This is a genomic window from Chloroflexus islandicus (assembly GCF_001650695.1).
Lineage (GTDB): Bacteria > Chloroflexota > Chloroflexia > Chloroflexales > Chloroflexaceae > Chloroflexus > Chloroflexus islandicus.
In genome coordinates this window covers 60,716-81,241 of the sequence record NZ_LWQS01000031.1, presented here as the reverse complement: position 1 = coordinate 81,241, position 20,526 = coordinate 60,716, and the positions used below count along the sequence as shown (strand labels likewise).

The following is a 20,526-nucleotide window of genomic DNA, read 5'->3' as shown; positions in this document are numbered from 1 at the left end:
AGCAGCGGCGCCAAGATATGGCTGCACTAGTTCAGAGTAGGACTTATTTCTCTCTAGCGAGAACATCGTATTCACTTTACACTAAATCCCGCATAGCCAAGTCGTGCGAGGATTGTATGCGTGCTCGATATGCGGTTGCCCTCCTGTTTCTCCTCAGCCTATGGTGCGCAACCATAGCGGCGCCGCCAGCGCCGCTCGCGGCGCAGACCGATGTTCGCCAACAAGTGATCGAGTTGACCAACCAGATCCGGATAGCCAACGGCCTGCCGCCGCTCAAGCGCAACGATAACCTGCAAGCCGCCGCCGATTGGATTACACAAGACAATGCCAGCCATAATACACTGTCGCACACTGACAGCCTTGGGCGCAGTATCGGTCAGCGGTTTCCTGATTTCGGATACAACTATGCGCTGGCCGCCGAGAATCTGGCGGCGGGGTATCCAACGCCGGATGCGGTTATGGATGGTTGGATGAGCAGTGATGGCCATCGCAACAACATCTTGCGCGCCGGTCTTTGCGAGATCGGCGCCGGTTACACCTATCAGAGTACGACTACCTATAAGCACTATTGGTCGCAGACCTTTGGTTGTCGCTGGAACACCTACCCGGTTGTGATCAACGGTGAAGCGGCAGTGACCGGTTCGGTGAATGCCAATCTCTACATCTACGGCGCCGGCTGGGCGCAACAGATGCGGCTGAGCAACGACGGCAGCAATTGGACGGAGTGGATGCCGTATCAATCTACCTACAACTGGACTCTGCTCGATGGTAGCGGCGAGCGCACGGTCTTCGTAGAGATACGCAACGGCTCAACCGTCTATCTCAATAGTGACACGATTATCTTGATTGGCTCGCACCGGTTGTTTGTGCCGTTGGTGGTGCGGTAGCGGGTGATTATCTGTCGTTTGTGATTGCGAAGGAGGGGTGGCTCGCGCCGTCATGCCTGCTGGGACGTGAACACACGTTGAGCGAGTGTGTTCCGTGCTCGGAGGGGATTGCTTCGCCGCCGTGCGGCGGCTCGCAATGACAGGTGGGGAGTGAGGGGTATCAGCGCGCGCTGGGCGGGGGCCTTCCGACCGGCGCACACTCCCGCTTGGGCGGGAGGAAAAACTGAGAGGGATGATCCCGCTGACGGAGGAGCTTGCTGCGCCGCAGGGGGCAGAGCACTGCTCTGCCCCTACGTGTTGCCCTCCGCGCGGCTCGCACTGACGGGTGGAAATCGGGGGTGGCATCACCCCTCCCCAGCCATCCTGCGCTGGGTTCAAGGGTGGATGGCAAGGAACTTGGCCCTGAAGAGCCGGGCTAGGGTTACGAAGCCCACTCTGCGGGACTGCTAGCCCTCGCCCCCCGGTCCCCTCTCCCGCGTTGCGGAAGAGGGGACGGAGGTGAGGGTAAACCGGCCCTCGTAAAGCCGTCAACCGCTGTCATTGCGAAGTGGCGCAGTCCCCGCCGTGATCTCCGGCTGAGGCGCGAATGAACACTGTGCGGGTGCGTTCCGTGCTCGGAGGAGATTGCTTCGCCGCGCTCCGCGCGGCTCGCAATGACAAACGGCGAGCGGGGTCTACCTGTCATTGCGAGGGAGTGGCGGCCCGCGCCGAGCGGGGGCTGCCCGACCGCAGCAATCTCCTGTTTGGGCGGAAGGAATTCCTGAGAGGGATGGTACTGCTAACAGGGGAGATTGCGTCGCCGCAGGGGGCAGAGTAGCGCTCTGCCCCTACTACTGGCCTTCGATCAGGATTGACAAATCCCCGCTTCAGGCGTATAGTAATGACGCCTAACAGGCACCGGTGAGACACGATGAGGAACGGAACCGCTATGGATAGTAGTCATTCTCGTCAGCGGCAGAGTGTGGTGATAACAATCAACGCATCCACCGGCCTCATCGGTATGTTGCGCCGGCATGAATAGGCTTGTGGCCTAATCATTGCAACGCACCCCGGTGAGGTCTTACCCGCCGGGGTTTTCTGTGTTTGCGTTGCGGTTGTCGCCCCTATGCCGCTGTCAAGATGCGCAGGGGGTGACAATGACCACGTTTCCAACTCCCCGCCTCGATGAGGTACAGGCGCTCATCGCCGAACAGCGCTGGCTCGATCTGCGTGAGCAACTGTCGCGCTGGCCCGCCGCCGAGATCGCCGATCTGCTGCTCGAGCTGTCCGCCGCCGAGCGGATGCTCGTTTTTCGCGTATTGCCGCGCGCTTTGGCCGGCGAAGTCTTCTCTTACCTCGAACACGACGATCAATACGAACTGCTCGCCAGCCTGAGCTTGGATGAGACGCGCTTGCTGCTCGCCAACCTCAGTCCAGACGACCGCACCCAACTGTTTGAAGAGCTGCCCGGTCAGGTGACGCAGAAGCTGCTCAATCTGCTCAGTCCCAAAGATTTGCGCGAAGCGCGCCAATTGCTCGGCTACCCCGAAGAGAGCGTCGGGCGGTTGATGACGCCTGATTATGTGGCGGTGCGGCCCAATTGGACAATTGCGCGCGCGCTGGAACATATCCGGTTGCGCGGGCGTGATAGTGAGACGATTGACGTCATCTATGTCACCGACGAGCAATGGCGCTTGCTTGACGCAATCGAACTGCGCCGCTTGATTTTGGCCGAACCGACCCAAACTGTGCGCAGCTTAATGGACGAGAGCTATGTGGTGTTGTCGGCGTTTGATGATCGCGAGCGGGCGGTTGAGGCGTTGCGCCGGTACAGTTTGCCGGCGTTGCCAGTGGTTGATTCGGATGGGGTGTTGGTGGGGATCGTCACCTTCGACGACTTGATCGATGTGGCGGAAGAGGAAGTGACCGAAGACTTCCACCGCAGCGCGGCGGTTGAGCCGTTGCGCGGCAGCTATCTCGAAACGCCGGTGATGGAGCTGGTGCAGAAGCGGGTGCCTTGGCTGGTGGCGTTGGTTTTTGTCAATGTTTTTTCGGGAGCGGCCATCGCAGCCTTTGAAGAGACGATTGCCGCAGTGGTAGCACTCGTTTTCTTTTTGCCATTGTTGATTGGCAGCGCTGGCAACGCTGGGTCGCAGTCGGCGACGTTGACGGTGCGCGCGTTGGCAACCGGCGATATCGAGTCGAGCGACTGGTGGCGTCTGCTGGCGAAAGAATTGTTAGTCGCGTTACTGTTAGGCAGTGCGATGGCGACTGCGGTCGGCGTGTTGGGGGTGATCCGGGTAGGCTGGCATGTCGCTGGCGTGGTCTCGCTCACGATGCTGGTGTTAGTGCTTATGGGCAGCCTCATCGGGATGTCGCTGCCCTTTATTCTGCGCCGGTTGGGTCTCGATCCGGCGACGGCCAGCGGCCCGTTGGTGACGTCGTTGTCGGATATCGGCGGGGTCTTGATCTACTTTTCGCTGGCGACGTGGTTGTTAGGCTTGGGATAAGCTGCAAAAGACGCCAAGGCGCAACGGGCAATTGGGATGCCTTGGCGGCTTGATTGTGCTGAGGATGGGTTATGTTCAAACCGCGCACCTTTACTCCCGCGCCGCCGGCGCAATCGATCTTGACGCGGGCCGATGTTTGGTTACTGCTGGTGCTGATCGGCTTGCTGGCGTTGGTGATCGGCGCCGCCGAAAGCGCGCCGGCGACAGTGCAGGGGCCAGAGATCGACCTCTCGTTGAGCGCGTTGCCATTTTACGCTTTGCGTTCGGTGGGACGGATGGCCTTGGCTTATGCGCTGTCGTTTCTGTTTACGATGATCTACGGCTACATCGCGGCCTACAATGCGCGTGCCGAGCGAGTGTTGATCCCGTTGCTCGATGTGTTGCAGAGTGTGCCGATCTTGTCGTTTCTGCCGGTGGTCTTGCTCAGCCTGAGCACGGTGCTGCCAGAGGCGCTGGCAGTCGAGTTGACCGCGGTCGTGCTCATCTTTACCAGCCAAGTCTGGAATATGACCTTTGCGTGGTACCAGTCGCTGACCACCATCCCGCGCGAGCTGCGCGAAGCGAGCAGCATCTTTCGCTTCTCGCGCTGGCAACGTTTTACCACCCTCGAATTTCCGTTCGGCGCGCTAGCGTTGGTCTGGAACAGCATGATGAGCTGGGCCGGCGGCTGGTTTTTCCTCATGGCCGCCGAAATCTTTACGCTGGGTGATCGTGATTTTCGCCTGCCGGGGTTGGGCGCATTCTTGCAAACGGCTGCGAATGCCGGCGATCTAGCCGCGATTGGGTGGGGCATTCTCACGCTGGTGGCAGTGATTGTCATCCTTGACCAGTTTGTCTGGCGACCACTGCTGGCATGGGCTAGCCAGTTCCGGTTGGAAATGATCGAACGCGATGATGAAGAGTCACAGTCGTGGTTCTATGATCTGATCCGGCAGTCAGTGGTGGCCGGCTGGGTGGGAGGCTTGGCAGGAGCCATCGATCGGTTGATTGCACGCCGGTTGAGCCGGCGTCCAGCGCCCGATCCCTATCTCAGCGCCTCAACCCGGCGTTCGTGGTGGGGATGGTTGCTGGTCGCAGTGAGTGTGGTCTTGGTTGGCTGGGGTGGATGGGTCGGTGGCGGCTTGCTGCTGAGCGTACCGCTGGCGCAATGGGGCGAGATTGCGTTGAGCGTGGGTGCAACAATGGCGCGCGTGGCGACGGCGATGACGATTGCCCTGCTGTGGACGGTGCCGGTCGGGGTGTTTATCGGCACGCGCCCGCGCGCGGCAGCCATCTTGCAGCCAATCGTGCAGATCGCAGCGTCGGTGCCGGCGACGGCGCTCTTTCCGGTGTTGGTGTTAGTATTTCTGGCCCTCCCCGGCGGCCTGAATCTCGCTGCGGTCGTCTTGATGATGCTCGGCACCCAATGGTACATCCTGTTTAACGTCATTGCCGGCGCAGCGGCCATTCCGCAAGATTTGCGCTTTACCAGCGAACTACTGCAACTGCACGGCTGGGAACGCTGGCGCACGCTGATCTTGCCCGGTCTGTTTCCGTACCTGATCACCGGCCTAATTACGGCAAGCGGCGGGGCGTGGAATGCCAGCATCGTCGCTGAGTATGTGGTCTTCAACCAGCAGACCTACCAGACGATCGGGATCGGGGCGCAGATTGCGGCGGCGACGGCGGATGGCGATTTTGCTGGCCTGTTTGCCGCCACCTTGGCCATGATCGTCGCGGTGGTCACGATCAACCGGCTGGTCTGGCGGCGCTTGTACCGGCTAGCCGAGACAAAGTATCGTATGGAATAGTTGTATAGTTAGGGGGCAATCGCATGCTGCAGGCACAGCCAAAACCGCTGGTGGAATTGATGGGGGTGGCGCAACGCTACGGGCGGGGTGAGCGCCGATTTACCGCTATTCAAGATATTAACCTGACGATTGCTGAAGGCGAATTTGTGGCTCTGCTCGGCCCGTCGGGCTGTGGCAAGAGCACGCTCTTGCGCATCATCACCGGTCTCAACCGGCCTAGCGAGGGGCTGGTGCGCTATCGGGGCAAGGCGCTAGAGGGCGTGAATCCGTATGCGACGATCGTCTTCCAGACCTTTGCCCTCTTCCCGTGGCTGACGGTGGAAGAGAATGTCGCGGTGGCGTTAAAAGCGCGAGGTAAAGATGAAGCGGAAGCGCACCGGCGCGCGGTAGAGTTGATCGATCTGGTTGGTCTTGACGGGTTCGAGCAAGCCTATCCGCGCGAGTTGTCGGGCGGTATGCGGCAGAAAGTTGGCATTGCCCGCGCATTGGCAGTTGACCCAGAGCTGCTCTGCCTTGATGAGCCGTTCAGCGCGCTCGATGTGCTGAGCGCCGAGACGCTGCGCGGCGAAGTGCTGGAATTGTGGACGGGCGGCAGCTTGAAGATTCGGGCGGTGTTGATGGTCAGCCACAATATCGAAGAGGCAGTCTTTATGGCTGACCGGATCGTGGTGATGGACAAAAATCCGGGCCGGATTGTGGCCGAAGTGCCGGTTAACTTGCCTCACCCGCGCGATCGCAAATCCGATGCGTTTGCTGCCTTGGTGGCGCGAGTGTACGCGGTGCTGGCCGGGCAGACCCAACCCGAAGCGATTGAGTACGGCACCGAGCCGGGTCAAAACGGGCAAACGCGCCTACTGCCGGCAGCATCGGTGACGGCGCTGGCCGGTCTGCTCGAACAGGCCAACGCCACCGATGACGAGCGCGATCCGCTGGCGAAACTGCAAGATGAACTCGGCTTAGACCTCGACCAGATGCTACCGCTGATCGAGGCTGCTGAGCTGCTCGGGTTTGCGCGGGTTGAGAGCGGCAACCTGATCCTGACGCCGTTGGGAGAAGCGTTTGCCGAAGCCAGCATCCAAACCCGCAAAGAGATTTTTGCTTCGCGCTTGCGGCGGTTGCCCTTCTTCCGCTGGATGCTGCGCATGATCGCCGCCGCCGACAACCAATCGTTGCGCTGGGAGGTGTTGCTTACCGCGCTCGAGCCGGAATTTCCGCCTGAGGTGGCCGAACGGCAGCTCGACATCGCACTGGAGTGGGGGCGCTACGCCGAACTGTTTGCGTATGACGACGCTGAGGGGCGGTTTTTCTTGGAAACGCCAGTAGCGGTAGCAAAATGATAACGACGCAATCGTGGCGTGGCAGGCATGTTAAGAAAGAGTGGCTGGAACGGGCTGATTTTGCCAGCGCGCTTTCAGCCAAGCGACAAAGACCAGCCACGCCGGCAAACCTAAGATGATAATGAGGTGATCACCAAAGGGCTGCGGTAGCATCCCAATGATCGTTGCGTCGAGAATGAGCATGCTGTAGGCTGCAACCATGTAGAGATACGCAGCCAAGGTATAACGGCGTAGCCAGCACATATCGTTAGCCAGCAAAGCAAATGCAACTGGCCAGACTAGATACTGGATCGCAAAGGCATGGGTGCAGGCAAAAAAGCACACGAGGATCGTTAACACACCCGCAACAGGAGTCTCGTGCCGGGCGCGCATCCACCAAACAACGGCTAACGCTCCTAATGTGAACCAGCGGCCATTGGCGATAATCCAGTGCATCAGCGCTTTATTACCGGTCACATCTTGTCCTAAGCGGAACGCATAGGTGTACCCCCAAATACCGATCCCGCGGTTATATCCCATTGCTGTCTGCACAACGCGCACCGGGTCAGCCTGAAAAAGCCATGCGTAGATAATGATGCCGATCAACGGCACCAGCAGCGTCCCCAGCAGGAGCGTGATCCGGCTCCGCCAAGCGTGTAAATTGGCCAGTAGCACCGGCAGGCCCAATACCGGCCATGATTTAGCCAAAATGCCGGCCCCAAGCGCCAAGCCGCTCAAGGTTGGGGAAGTATACAGCCAGAGAGCGGCAATCAAAAGCAACACCACCGGCAGGGCGTCGAACTGGCCGTGGTACGCAGCAACAAAGACTGGTATCGGGTTGAGCGCATAGATGAAAGCGGCGCGAAAGCGTTGGGCAAAGCTGGGCAAGACGGGTGTAGCGAAAAGCAACACGCCAACGATCGCAACATCGGCGATGATAGGCAACACGCGCACGATAGTCACAAACGTGATTCCGCTGGCGTTGCTCAACCAAAGCGCAGATGCGCTCCAGTACATCTGCAATGGCAGATATGGGTAACGGAATATGGCCCGATCCGATGTATAGACATCAGTGTTGGCGAGTACCAAGTCACCAATTATTTGATAGGATTCGATGTCATAAATGGCGCCGACCGGAAGCAGCCAATTGGCAAACAACCGCACAAACAGCGCGATGGATATTGTCAACAAGATGGCCGCTCTCCGGCTCATTGCCGGGAATTGAAATGTGGGCGCTGAAATGAGCCAAAAGGCGCCGAGCAGCAATAATGACCATAAGATGCTGAGTTGGATGGCAAGAGGCATCATTGCGAGGCTCGCTATTCCATCCACAGTTGCCCGATTTGCACGTGCAAGACCCGCCGGTCGGTCAGGCGGGGGTCTTCGTTAGCAGGGATCCACGCTGGGCCGGTGAGCCGGAGCAGCACCGCGCCGCTAGCGGCAGGCGGCACTTGGGCGGGATCGAGAGTGACGCGGATGATGATTGGTTCTTGGCCGATCTGATGGCAGCCTAGTTCGACGATCGGCGCGCTAGTGGTTGGCCACAACGTATCCTCGGCCTGCGCACTAACGCAGAGGGTAGCCGCGCCGAGCTGGGCCGGGCGCAAGCCGCCGGCCACTTCGATCGCCACCGTCTGTTGCACTGCGTCTGCTGGCCATGGCAACCGGATCACTGCCTCGCCGTTGCTCCAACTGTACTGCCAGCCGTCTTTGCTTTGTTCAGGCCGGTAGAAACCGCTGACCTGCGCAGCGAACGAGGTTGGCGTGAGCGGTGGTGGTGCGGTATCGACCACCGGTGACTCGACCGGATCAAGCCGGTAGATGGCGAACGGCAGGGTCAGGCGGGAAACATTCTGCGGTTTCTGGTCAGTCAGTTGCTCGAACTCGGCCAGATCGAGCGCCACCTCATCAATAAACGTCAGCCGGAAACCGGGCAGGGCAAGATTGGCGCCGCTCGCGCTCAGCATCAGATAGACGGTGCGACCGGCAGCTTGCCAGCGCTTGACCTGTTCGGCCAGCAACGCGGCGTAGGGCGCGGTAGATACACTCTTGACTGTAAAGGCATCGACGTCGTGGGCAAAGCGCAACGGCGTCGCCAGCAAGTCAGGAATATCGCGGGCATCGCTATAGATCGGCGCGCCGCCGCGCAACAGCACAATATCGCGATCAGGGGTGAAGTGTTGGGCAATCGTTTCGACTTGAGCCAACGCGCCCGCGTATTCAGTGTGAACAAAATAGTAGCGTCCCGTCCAGCCAAGGAAGAGCAGCAGCAACCCAGCGAGAGCGGCAGCCAAACCTTGCCGCCAACGCGCGGCCAGCGGGCGGAATTGCCATGCGCCGGCTATGGCGGCTAGCGCATACGCCGCGCTAAGGGCGAAGATTGGGTAAGCGATCGGCACAAACCGGCGCAGAATATAGATGTAGGTCTGCTCGGAGGTGCCGTAGGTTTGGCGGAGATAAAAGAAGCTGCCGAGAAAGCCAACCGTGAGCATCAACCAACTGGCCGCGGTGAGGCCGCGCCGCCACCAGAGCGCGAACCCGATCACCGCCAGTACCACGCCAAGCGGTGACAAATACCATCCTACCCGTACCAAGCCGGCCAGCGGGATCAGCTCTTTGGCTTGGACGGGAGCCGGCTCGCTGGTGAAGGTGCTAGGGTCGGCCAGCATGCGCTGCCACCAGCTCATACCGCGGTACTCCTGATAATAGAGCACGAGCGGCAAGCGGATCGGCGCGCCGACATACCCCTGAATGCGCAGCCAATTGAGGGTCTGGTTCGAGAACGGCCCCTGCCACGGCCCGCGTGCGGCGGCCAGCTCGGCACGCAAGGCGGCGGTTGCGGCGAGATCAGGCTCGGCTTCCCACGGCTTCCCCTGCAACACTACCCCCGCCTGTAAGCGCGCCTCGGTGGGAGACATCACGCCACTGCGCACATCGCCGGCCACCAGCGCCGGATCGCGGGTGAGGGGGTCATTCCAGCCGCCGCGGGTATTAAAGAGCAGATCGGCATCGATAATCTGCGGGCGCACGAAATAGGCCCAACCGGCCAAGAGCAACACACCGAGCGCGATCGTGTTCTGCCAGCGTTGCCGGCGCGCCACCAGCCGGTGTTCGATCCACCCAATCCAGCCGCTGCGGCGGAGCAGAATCAAGCCGGCGATCGCAATCGCCACCAGCGCCAGCTCGATCCAGATCCGCCCCGGATCGTCGAGGGCGCTAAACCGCGAGGTAAAGTACGACTCGCGCACAGCAGGGGTGAGGAAGGGCAGTGCGACCAATGAGGTGAGGGCGAAATCTTGAAAGCGGGCAAAACCGGTATCGAAAAAATAGGCGCGGGCAATGAAGATAATGTGCAGTGCGGCATGGATCAGCATCGCCAGCATACCCAGCGCCAAGGCGGTTTGCGTGTACTGCCAACGGCGGCTCAGCCAGCAATAGCCAAGGTAGAGCATCGCCGGCGCAAGCAGAAAGAAATCGATCCGGGCCAGCGCCACCTGCCCAAAAGCAATCCCGGCCAGCGCCGCATACATCATGCGCGCGCGCGCCGGCAAGCTGTGGTCATTGAACTTGGCAAACAGATACAAACCGCCCCACGTCAGAAACTGGGCCGTGGTTTCGGCGGTCGAATAACGGGCAAACCAGACCTGCACCGCATTCAGGCCGAGCAGCACCATCCCCAGCCACCCGACCCATGGCCCGGCGAGGCGGCGCCCGATCATGCCCACGCTCCAAACACCGAGCAAGCCGAGCAAACCGGTGGCAAACAGACCGAAGAGCGGGCCGCCAGCAGCAGTCAGCAAACCAATCCACACCGGAAAGAGATGGAAACCTTGCGGCACAATCCGGCCTTGGGGCAATTCACCTTCGTTGATCAAAAAACCGGCGGCGCGCAGCCGGGTAGCGATATAGCGATCACGGGCTTGCACACCAATAAAATTGCTGATCGCCTGTTCCGCCGGCCCGCGGATGGCCGGATCGCTGCTTTGCGCAGCTTGGCCTAGTTCGGCAACGACGGCATCGTGCTGAACGATGCTGCCGGTGCGGGCGATGGCAAACCCAGTGACTGCATAGACGCCGGCGTCGCGCACCCCCAGAATAACCTCGAAGGGCCGGGCAACCAGCAGTGCCAGCACCAACAACGTGCCGAACCATACCGCCGCCTCGCGCATAGTGAGGCCACGCACCGTTCCATTCGTTGATGAACGCCGTTGCCCTAGCCAGATCAAGCCGGCGCTCACCGCCAGCGTGATCCCTAAGTGCAGCCAGATTGAAAAGATGCCGAAACTGGCCAACACCAACGCCAACCAACCACTCCACAGCGCGCCGATCAAGCAGCGCTCGAAATGGCGTTCAAGGCCGTCGTTGTTGCCAAGTTCCGGGATCACCCGCGCCAGCGCCCATCCCGGCGCGTAGATCAAGAATGGTAAGAGTAGAATGCCGACGATAATCTGTGCCATGCTCGTTTCCGGCGATCGCTGCCGGGCGTGATTATAGCATAGCCTTTGCATGGTACAATGCGGCGATGGCGCAAACGTCATGGAGACACGTAGATATACATAACGATGGCTTCTTCTCTGATTAAACGTATCAACCTGCGGGCAGCCGCCGGCAGCCAAGCGCGCCGCTTGCCCGGCGTGACGATCCCGGCGCTCTGGTTGGCGCTAATCACGGTTGTGACATTAGTTGCCGGGTACGCAGTCCGGCCAGTCGTGACCGTTGATATTGGCGATAACCGCGATGGCGCGTTTCTGGCCAATTTCAACGCGCGCGAGATCGATGCCGCCGGCGCGTATGAGCGGTTCGAGTGGCCGGCAGGAGCTACCACTGCGACAGTGCCCGGTGGGCGAAAGGGCGTTTGGCTGGCGCGGATCGTTGCTCGCCCGGACGTTGACCCGATCATTCTGCAACGCGAGTCGGCGGCGGCGGTGAATGGGGTGCGGTTAGAGATGCCGCGCCGTAGCGGGACGGAGATGTTCGTTAAAATTCCGGCCCAGATTGCTGCGGCCCCGACCCTCACCTTCGAGCTGGTATCGCCGCTTGTTGGCGGTGAAGCGCCACCCGCCGGCGTGCCGCTCGCGGTTGAGTTGGCGCCGGCCCGTACCTACCGCTGGAGCGCTGACGAGAGCCAGATTGTCTTCCCGCGTTTGGGGCAGGGCAACTGGATCGCGCGGCTCGATGCGGTGGTCGCCCATCCCGACGGTTCGCCGGTCAATGCGCGGCTCAGCGCCAACGGCGTTGAGCTAGCGCGGTTGCCGGAACAAGCCCAATTACGGCGCATCCAGATACTCATTCCGGCAGCGGTGATGAATGGCGGCGATCTGAATCTGACCTTGCAAGCCGATCCGTTCCGCGATCCGCGTCCGTTGGGGATGCTGGTGGCCGATATTTCGGTTGCGCCGGCGGCAAGTCCCCTGCTGGCAACGATTGCGCCGCCAGTGGCGCTAGGGCTTGGCCTGTTTATCGTACTGGGGATGTTTGCCTGTCTGGCGCTGCTCACGGCTGACATCCAGCGGCGCTGGTATTTTGATGCTACTGGCTGGGCAGCGGTTGGATTGACGCTGGCGGTGCTCGTTGCCGGGTGGGCGATCGTTGTCTACCGTTTCCCCAGTGGGCAGATGATCGATCGGCTGGCGGCGTTGACGTTGCTTAGCTTGCTGGTGACGGTTGCGATGCGTCCGCTCACCCGCTGGCTACTGGGCCAGACCGGTGTCCGGGTGACGCCCGAGTTTACGGCAGCGCTACTGATCGTCTTTCTGGTCGGGTTCTGGCTCAAAGCGATTGGCATGCTCTACCCCTACTACGTTGGGATCGATGTCTTTTGGCACATGGATAAGGCGCGGCGCATCATCTACGATGGCGCGTTGCCGCTCTACTATAGCGTCAATAGCCCGCTCAACGAGACGACGATGCCGGTCGCGGAGTGGGGGCGTAATCCGCCGGTGATCCCCTATTCGCCGTGGTTCCACATTTTGGCGACGAGTTATGCGATCTTTCCGTGGCCGATGGAGACGACGGCGAACTTTGTGAGCCTGCTCATGGATATGTCGCGGGTGGTGCTGATCGCGGCGATTGCGCTTAAGGCGGGGTTTAGCCAGCGCACGGCGCTGTTGGCGGCAGTGACCTACGCTGTGCTGCCGGTGACATATCTGCTGCATATCTGGGGCAATGTACCGACCGCTGCCGGCTTATGGCTCAATCTGCTGGTGCAAACGGCCATCTTGCTAGGGTGGGATCGGCTGGGTGAATGGAAGGTGCAGATCTGGTTTGTGCCGCTGTTGGTATTGGCGTTCCTTGTCTACACGGTCACCGGCGTCTTTACCGGCGTCTTTTTGGTTGTCTTGACCTTCCTAATCTGGCTGAATGCGCGACGCGGGCCGGAGTGGCAAGCGCTGCTGCCGGGTCTCAAACCGCTCTGGGTGGCGGCGGGGGCGGCGATCGGGTTGGCGATTGCGATCTACTATGGCCAGTATTTCCAACCGATTGTGGAACGCACCATTCCCTACATGATGACCGTCTTCACCCGCGGGCCAGAGACGGTTGGCGTCTCGCGCCCGCCCTTCCACGAGTATCTGTGGTCGTTTGTGCCCCATCTTGGTTATCACATCTGGCCGAACCACTACCTCTACTATGGCTTGGCAATCCCGTTGATCTTTTTCATTCCGGGATACTGGGCAATGCGGGCGAAACCCTTGCTCTGGCTGGTGGTTTCGGCGTGGGGCGCGGTAGCGCTGCTGTTTTTGTTAGCCGGCTACCGGATTTCGATGGTTGACAAGCAACTGTTCTACCTGATTCCAGTGATCTGTCTGGCGTGGGCGATCATGGCTGACCGGCTGTGGGAACGCTGGGCGGGGCGGATGTTTGTGCTGGCGACGCTGGCGTTATCGCTCGGTAGTGCGTTGTGGTTGTGGGTGATGCGGATTAGCATCTCGCCAGTGCAGGGGAATTAAGCGTGGGGCGTGTCATTGCGGGAGTGCGGAGCACCCGAAGCAATTCTCCCGCTTTAGCCAGAGCGAACGCTGAGGGGATGTTCCCGTGCTCAGGGGCAAAGTCGCGCGCTGCCCTTCTTGGCCCCTCCCAGCCTCTCCCGTTGGGGGAGCAAGAGCGGACGGAACATCTGATCGCGAACCCGGCCCTGAAGGGCCGGGCTGGGCTTACGAAGCCCGCGCAGCGGGCTAATGGCCCTCACCCCCAGCCCCTCTCCCACTAGCGCGGGAGAGGGGAGCGCAGCACCGGGCTTTACGGCATCGCACAGCGATCAACGGTTGTAATCGACCACGTGTTCTGTCCGATACTCAACCGCTGGGGGGAGGAGATTGAGGCGTGAAAAAGGAGCGAACGACAGCGATTTACAACCGAGAACTGGCTTTACGGCAGCAACGTAATATGGAGTGCGGCAGTTTGACTGCCGCACTCCATGCGGCGCGTGGACTCAGGAGTGCAGATTGGACGCTATGACCACCGACATCGATCACCAACTCGCGGCGGCGATTGATCCGTGGCTGCAACATATGACGTGGCGGCGCGATTTTGCGGCGTGGCGCGAGCGCCGGTTGCGCCAAGAGCGTTATCAAGATGAGCGTTTAGCGCAGGTGCGAGCGGCGATTGGCGAGTTGCGCGGCGCGCGGATGCTTGACCTTGGCGCGGGGATGGGCGGGTTTGCGGTGGCGGCGGCGTTGGCTGGCGCGCGGGTGACGGCGTGTGAGTACAATCCGGCCTACTGCCAGATCATTCGCTTGCGTGCAGCGCGCTACAATCTGCGCTTCCCGATTGTCAACGCTGCCGGCGAATCATTGCCGTTGCCAAGCGCCGCGTTCGATCTGGTCGTCGCGTGGGATGTGCTTGAACACGTGCAAGACCCGGTAGCGGTGTTGCGCGAGATTGCGCGCGTGTTGCGGCCCGGCGGCCATGCCCTCATTACGGCGATCAACCGGCGAGCGTGGATCGATCCGCATTACCACATGCGCGGGATTAACTGGTTGCCGCGACCGGTGGCCGAGGCGCTGATCGAGCTGCGCGGACGCACCAAGCGCGGCGCTGCCTTCCGCGATATGCAGCGGCTCAGCGAGATGCACTATTTTCACTACCGCGATCTGGTGCAGTTGTGCGAGCGGCTCGGTTTTGCTGTGACCGATCTGCGCGAGCAGGCGTTGCTGGCTGGCCAACTGCCGAGCCGGCGACCATTGCGGCGGGCGGCGCGGGCGCTGTTGCGGCGGGTTGGGTTGGAACGAGCGGCGTACCGTTGGCAACGGAGCTTTTACACCGGTATGTTCGAGCTTGACCTGCGCAAGGAGGGCGCATGACGGCGCGGCGTCCTTCGCTGGCGACGCAGGTGTCGCGAGCGGTGTGGTGGAACACCCTCTTTGCGCCGTTGCGCTTGCTGGCGGAAGTGCTGGCAACGCTGGTGAAGCTGAACCAGCTTTCACAGGCAGCATTCGGCTTGCTGGCGCTGGTACGCGGGGCGAGCAATCTGTTCGGCACGGCGCTCGATCTCGGCATTGCCCGCGCCTTACCCAAATACATTCCCGAAACCGAACGAGCGGGCGGCGCGCGCGCGGCGCGGCGGCTCTTTTTGCTAGTTGCGACGCTGCAACTCGCGATATTGCTGGTGATTGCGTTAGGCTTGGCACTGAGCCATCGCCAGATCGAGGGCTACCTGCAAGGCTTGCTCGGCGGCGAAGTGGCGGTCGAGGCGGCGGCGCGCGCCGAACTCAGCCAATTCGTGGCCGAATTTCACTGGCTGATCATCGCCGCGATCGTGATCTTGCTCGGCTTGGGCGCTCTCTACGATCTGCTGATGGCGGTGCTGAGCAGCTTTTTCCACCAAAAGGCGTGGAACAGCATTGCGCTGGCTGCCGGCCTGTTGCCGCAGGTGTTGGTGGTGGTCGCGATTTTAGCTTTGCCTGACCGGTGGGACATCCTCGGCGTGTTGGTAGCGATGGTGCTGGCGCCGGCGATCGCGGTGGCGCTGGCCGGTTGGCAGGTCTGGCGCTTGCAGGCGGGGTTGGAGATGGAGCCGGGGCCGGGATTGCTGGTCGATCTGCGTGATGGCTTGCGTGATCTGCGGCATGCCCTGCCTCCCGGCTTCGTGCGCTACGCCGCCGTCTCGTACCTGATGACGGCGACCGATTTTATCGCGAGTTTTGAGTTTATCAATTTCTTTAACAGCGACATTCGTGATGTGTCGTTGCTCGCTGCTGGCGCGCTGCTGGTGCGCATGGCGCTAAGTTACCTCTACACGCCGATGGTAGGTGTGCAGGTGCCGTTGTTTGCACGGGTGCGGCAGGGTGAAGGCGGCACGACCAACGGCGCGTACCAATCGTTGGTACGCTTGCAGTTGCTGCTGATGGTTCCCGGCGGGGTAGGGTTGGTGTTATTGGCCGGGCCGGGGTTGCTGGTGATCAGTCCGCAGTATCTCGACGCAGCGCCGATTGTATGGGTGCTCACGCCGTGTTTGTTTAGCGAGAGTATGCTCACCACCGCCCACAATGCGTTGATGGTTCACGAACGGCTCGGCACCGTGATTATGTCCCGGCTGGTAGCGCTGCTTACCGTGGTAGTGCTGGCGTTTTGGTTGCCGGCCCAATTTGGCTTGATCGGCATGGCGTTGACGTTTGGGTTAGCGCGGGTGGCTGCCGGTTTGTGGGCAACGCTGGCCGGGATGCGGCTGCTCGGTTTGCGCTGGCCGTGGCGCTTTACCCTGCGGGTGAGCGCGGCGGCAGCAGCGATGGGGCTGGCAGTGGCAGGTCTGCGCGGTCTGATTAGTGTGCCTGCGGGCGCGATCGATCTGGTTGCGCGCCTTGGGCTAGCCCTGCAATTGCTGGCATTGGCTGCGGTTGGCGCGGTGATCTTTCTGCTGGCGCTACGCTTGTTTGGCGGGCTTGACCCGGCTGACCGGGCGCAGGTGCTGAAGTGGCGGTTGCCGTTCCAGCGGGTGATCCAACGGTTGATTTGAGTTGCGGCCCGGCCCTGAAGGGCCGGGCTAGGGTTACGAAGCCCGCTGCGCGGGCTGGGCGACCTTCGCCAGTATCAGTCATGTGGAGTGCGGCAGTGAAACTGCCGCATGCCATAAAGGAGAGCCAAGCCCATACGGTGGGTTGGAGGTAGAGCCACGAAGAGACGCAAAAGGCGCAACAGCGATGTGGTTTGTTTACGGGCGTGTTTTGCCCGGCCCTGAAGGGCCGGGCTAGAGTTACGAAGCCCGCTGCGCGGGCTGAAGGCCCTCACCCCCGGCCCCTCTCCCACGCCAGTGGGAGAGGGGAGTGCAGCAGCGGGCTTGCAAGCATCACATAGCGTTAACGGTTGCCAGCGACCACATGTTCTGTTCGCTGCTCAACTGTTGCTGGGATGGGCTAGGGTTGCGAAGCCTGCGGTGCGGGCTGCAGGCCCTCACCCCCAGCCCCTCTCCCACTGGCGCGGGAGAGGGGAGTGTAAAGCTAAGTCTTGAGGCATTGCACAGCGGCTGCATTCGACCAAATTTCTGTACACCCTTGAACTGGCGCGGGAGAGGGGAGTGCAGCAGCGGGCTTGCCGGTATCGCATAGCCAACGGTTGCCAGCGACCACATGTTCTGTCCGCTGCTCAACTGTTGCTGGGATGGGCTAGGGTTGTGAAGCCTGCGGTGCGGGTTGGATGATGACGATACACCATAGTAGAGATGTTGCAACCCAACGTCTCTTCAGATGCGAAGATCCATGGCAAATGTTAGCCAAATATGGCATAACCTCCACGAACCGCGTCAACTGGCGTTGGTGCAGGCATTGGCAGCCTATGTGACCATTGCTCTGCTGGTGCTTGGTCTGAACTGGCTGGTGGCTAATGCCGGCCAGCCGTTGACGGTCGCGCCGGCGAGTGCGAGTCGCTGGTTGTTGGCGGGTCTCAATCAGGTTGAAACGGGTGAGTGGGGCGATTTTCGCTGGACTGATGGCGATAGTCGGGTGTGCGTTGAGGGGTTTGGCTATGCGCCGCGCAGTTTGGCGACCGTGTGGCTGGCGGGTGGCTATGCCCGTTCGCTCGGTACGGAGACGGTGACGCTGGTGGCTGGTCGCGCGGCGCCGGTGACGGCGCCGTTGGCGCCGGAATTGCGCCGCTATACAATCTTGACCGGCGTTGATCAGCAGGCGGGGGCGGATGTCTGTGTCACTATTCAGAGTGCTGCTGTGCGTGATCCGAATAACCCGCGCTGGTTGGGGGTGCCATTTCACGGGTTGAGCGTCACGCCGCTCGCTGCCGCCGGCGCGGTGACGCCGGCGCTGGCCGGATTGGCGACGGGGTTAGCGCTGGCGCTTGGCTGGTTGGCCTTGTTGCACGTGAGCGGCGTGCCATTGCTCTTGGCGACCGGGTTGGTGGCGCTGGTGAGCAGCCTGATTACGTATACCCTTGCCGGTGGCTTAGTGCCGTTTGGGGCTGGGACGTTGCGGTGGGCTTTGCCTACCGTCGCCGGTGTGTGGGCCGGTGTGATCGGCTTGGCCGTGGCGCGCTGGTGGAAGGTGCAGCGACCGTGGCTGCGCGAGCTGGCCGGCATGCTCTTCTGGACGGTGGCGCTGCTTGGTACGTTTTGGTTGTTGCAACGCATCAGCGGCCATAGTGGAGTCTGGCCGCTCAAATCGCGGATCGATCCCTCGCCGACGTGGTGGGTCATCGTGCCGATTAGTTTCGCTCTGATCTGGTTTGCGATCGGCTGGCGGTGGCTGGCACGGCCATTGCAGCCGGTTCCGGTTGTGGTTTACACCCTGCTTGGCGCACTCGTGTTGCCGGTGGCGTTCGACATCGCCGTGCATGGGCTTGATGCGCCGATTGCCCTCTTTCGCGATAGTCCCTACGAATACCTGCGCGACACGCCGTATGTGGCCGGCGATCCGATGGGGTTTATGGCCAACTTCGAGACCATTGCGCCGCTGTTGTCGGTGCATGGCAGCACCCACCCGCCGGGAGCCATCCTGTTTTTGTGGCTGATCGAGCAGGTTTTCGGGCCGGGGCCGGTAGCAACCAGTTGGATCACAATTGGGTTGACGGCGCTCATGCCATTGGTGGCGGTGTGGCTTGGCTGGCGGCTTGGCGGTGGCCAACTGGCGCTGGCCGCCGGGATGCTGGCAGTGGTCTTGCCCGGCCAGATGGTCTACGGCGTCACCTCGCTTGATGGCGTGTTCAGCCTCTTGATCGCGGCTGGCGCAGCCGCCTTCTTTCTCGCCCTCGAACCGCCGTGCCGGCCATGGTTAGCCGTCTGCGCCGGTCTCTGCATCGCCGCAGCGCTGTTTATGACTTACGCCGCCACCCAGCTCTTCTTCTTTGGTGTGGCAGCAGCGGCATTGGCGCTGGCCCGGCACAGCGCGCAGGCCGGTTGGCGCGCAACCTTGCTGGCGATTGTGCGGCAAGGCGCGATCGCTGCCGGGGTGATTGCGGTCATCTATTTGCTCATCTTCCTTGCTACCGGTTTCAACGTCATCAGTGCCTCACGCCTCGCCACCCAGATCAACGGCGACATGATGGAACGGTTCCGCGAGTACGGCCCGCCGCCAACCCCCTTTCTGCCGCCGAGCTACGACTACTACCTGCGCTTCGCCGCCGCCAATCTCGTCTCGTACCTCGTCTTTGTGACGCCGTGGGTGTTGGCAGCGCTCAGTGCGCTCTACCTGCGGGCAGGACGCGAACGGTGGCAGCCGGCATGGGCAGCGTTGCTCGGCGCACTGGGCGCGTTCGTCCTCGGTATGTGGCTGAGCGGTCTGTTCAACCGCGAAGTTGAACGAATCTGGATGTTTACCTATCCGCTGGTCGCGGTGTTGGCAGCGTATCATAACCTCGATGGCGAGACGGCGCGGCAGCGATGGCGTTTGGCGCTCTACCTTGGGCTGACGTTAGCGTTCTTTGTGGTGATGAAACTGACGCTTTACACCATTTGGTAAACGATGCGGATCGCGCTCTACAATTTGACCACGACCACCAAAATTGGCGGTGTCGAGAGTTTTGTCTGGGATCTGGCGCGTGAGCTGGTGAAACGCGGGCACGAGGTGGATATTCTCGGCGGGGTTGGCCCCCGGCGCGAGACCACCGGCGCGCGGGTGTACACCTTTCCCTTTATCTCGCGCCAGTTTTGGCAGGCATTGCCGCCGTTGCGGCGGGCCTACGCCGAGGCCAAGCTGCTCGAACGGCTGACGATGGCGGTAGCGGCGTTGCCCACGTTGGCGGGCGGCAAGTACCACATCATCCATCTGCAAAAACCTTACGATCTGCTGCCGGCGCTGGTGGCGCGCCGGCTGAGCGGCGCCAAGGTGATACTTGGCTGCCATGGCGAAGACTTCTACCGCGGTGACCGCTGGCTGGCCCGGCAAGTTGACGCTGCGGTTTCATGCTCGCGCTTTAATGCGCAGACCATCGCCGGGCGCTACGGGTTTACGCCGGAAGTGGTGTTCAACGGGATCGATACTGATCTCTTTCACCCGCAACCTCCCGATCTCACCCTGCGCGCGCGGCTAGGTGTGCCGGCGACTGCGCCGCTGCTGCTGTTTGTGGGCCGGCTGCAACCGTGGAAAGGGGTCGAGACGGCGATCCGGGCATTGCCGCAGATTCCGCAGGCGGTGCTGCTGATTGCCGGCGACGGTGAAGATCGGGCGCGGCTGGCCGCTATCGCCAACGAACTCGGCTTGAACGAACGGGTGCGGTTTTTGGGCAGTGTTCCGCGTCCGCAACTGCCGGCGCTCTACGCATCGGTTGATCTGCTGGTCGCCACCAGCCATGCCAGCGAAACCTTCGGGATTGGGCCGGTTGAAGCGCAGGCGTGCGGGTTGCCGGTGGTAGCCACCCGGTTTGGCGGCTTCCCGGAGGTGGTGGCCGCGGGCCAGACCGGCTTGCTGGTACCGCCGCGCGATCCGGCGGCGCTGGCGACGGCGGTCAACGATCTGCTCGCCGATCCGTCCCGGCGCGCGGCGATGGCCGCAGCGGCCCCAGCGTGGGCGAGCCAATTTGCGTGGCCGGCGGTGGTGGATCGGATTGAGGCAGTGTATCGGGCGGTGGTTGGAGAGAGCGTAAGGGCCTTGTAGGGGCGCACGGC

Annotated in this window: 11 protein-coding genes; 9 read left to right on the top strand and 2 right to left on the bottom strand. The window is 61.6% G+C overall.

Features of this window, described 5'->3' with window-relative positions:
- Positions 1 to 116: 116 nt before the first annotated feature.
- The 4 genes from A6A03_RS01665 to A6A03_RS01645 all read left to right on the top strand — a co-directional run bounded on the left by A6A03_RS01665 (position 117) and on the right by A6A03_RS01645 (position 6,503).
- Complete coding sequence (locus A6A03_RS01665) at positions 117 to 887, top strand: CAP domain-containing protein (RefSeq protein WP_082908891.1); 771 nt, start codon at positions 117 to 119, stop codon at positions 885 to 887.
- Positions 888 to 2,023: 1,136 nt separating this feature from the next.
- Positions 2,024 to 3,376: a magnesium transporter gene (mgtE, locus tag A6A03_RS01655; RefSeq protein ID WP_066782952.1), complete on the top strand. Its 1,353-nt coding sequence runs from the start codon at positions 2,024 to 2,026 to the stop codon at positions 3,374 to 3,376.
- Positions 3,377 to 3,447: 71 nt separating this feature from the next.
- Positions 3,448 to 5,166: an ABC transporter permease gene (locus tag A6A03_RS01650; protein WP_066782951.1), complete on the top strand. Its 1,719-nt coding sequence runs from the start codon at positions 3,448 to 3,450 to the stop codon at positions 5,164 to 5,166.
- 23 nt (positions 5,167 to 5,189) lie between these two features.
- Complete coding sequence (locus tag A6A03_RS01645) at positions 5,190 to 6,503, top strand: ABC transporter ATP-binding protein (RefSeq protein ID WP_066782949.1); 1,314 nt, start codon at positions 5,190 to 5,192, stop codon at positions 6,501 to 6,503.
- Positions 6,504 to 6,533: 30 nt separating this feature from the next.
- On the opposite strand, the gene A6A03_RS01640 is transcribed toward A6A03_RS01645, so the two are convergent.
- Both A6A03_RS01640 and A6A03_RS01635 read right to left on the bottom strand, forming a co-directional pair.
- Positions 6,534 to 7,790: a glycosyltransferase 87 family protein gene (locus A6A03_RS01640; protein WP_066782947.1), complete on the bottom strand. Its 1,257-nt coding sequence runs from the start codon at positions 7,788 to 7,790 to the stop codon at positions 6,534 to 6,536.
- An 11-nt stretch (positions 7,791 to 7,801) separates the two neighbouring features.
- Complete coding sequence (locus A6A03_RS01635; protein WP_066782946.1) at positions 7,802 to 10,939, bottom strand: ArnT family glycosyltransferase; 3,138 nt, start codon at positions 10,937 to 10,939, stop codon at positions 7,802 to 7,804.
- Between the two features lie 105 nt (positions 10,940 to 11,044).
- Between A6A03_RS01635 and A6A03_RS01630 the strand changes: the two genes are divergently transcribed.
- The 5 genes from A6A03_RS01630 to A6A03_RS01610 all read left to right on the top strand — a co-directional run bounded on the left by A6A03_RS01630 (position 11,045) and on the right by A6A03_RS01610 (position 20,515).
- On the top strand, positions 11,045 to 13,429 hold the full coding sequence (locus A6A03_RS01630) for a hypothetical protein (protein WP_066782943.1): 2,385 nt from the start codon (positions 11,045 to 11,047) through the stop codon (positions 13,427 to 13,429).
- 504 nt (positions 13,430 to 13,933) lie between these two features.
- Entirely contained in the window at positions 13,934 to 14,782 is an 849-nt protein-coding gene (locus A6A03_RS01625; RefSeq protein ID WP_066782941.1) for a class I SAM-dependent methyltransferase, read from the top strand.
- Positions 14,779 to 16,434, top strand: coding sequence for an MATE family efflux transporter (locus A6A03_RS01620; RefSeq protein WP_066782939.1), 1,656 nt, complete (start codon positions 14,779 to 14,781; stop codon positions 16,432 to 16,434). The genes A6A03_RS01625 and A6A03_RS01620 overlap by 4 nt, the downstream gene beginning before the upstream one ends.
- Before the next feature lie 739 nt (positions 16,435 to 17,173).
- On the top strand, positions 17,174 to 19,381 hold the full coding sequence (locus tag A6A03_RS01615; RefSeq protein WP_245668754.1) for a hypothetical protein: 2,208 nt from the start codon (positions 17,174 to 17,176) through the stop codon (positions 19,379 to 19,381).
- Positions 19,382 to 19,384: 3 nt separating this feature from the next.
- Positions 19,385 to 20,515 (top strand): glycosyltransferase family 4 protein, encoded by a 1,131-nt coding sequence (locus A6A03_RS01610; protein ID WP_066782935.1) that lies wholly within the window; start codon positions 19,385 to 19,387, stop codon positions 20,513 to 20,515.
- The last annotated feature ends 11 nt before the right edge of the window (positions 20,516 to 20,526 follow it).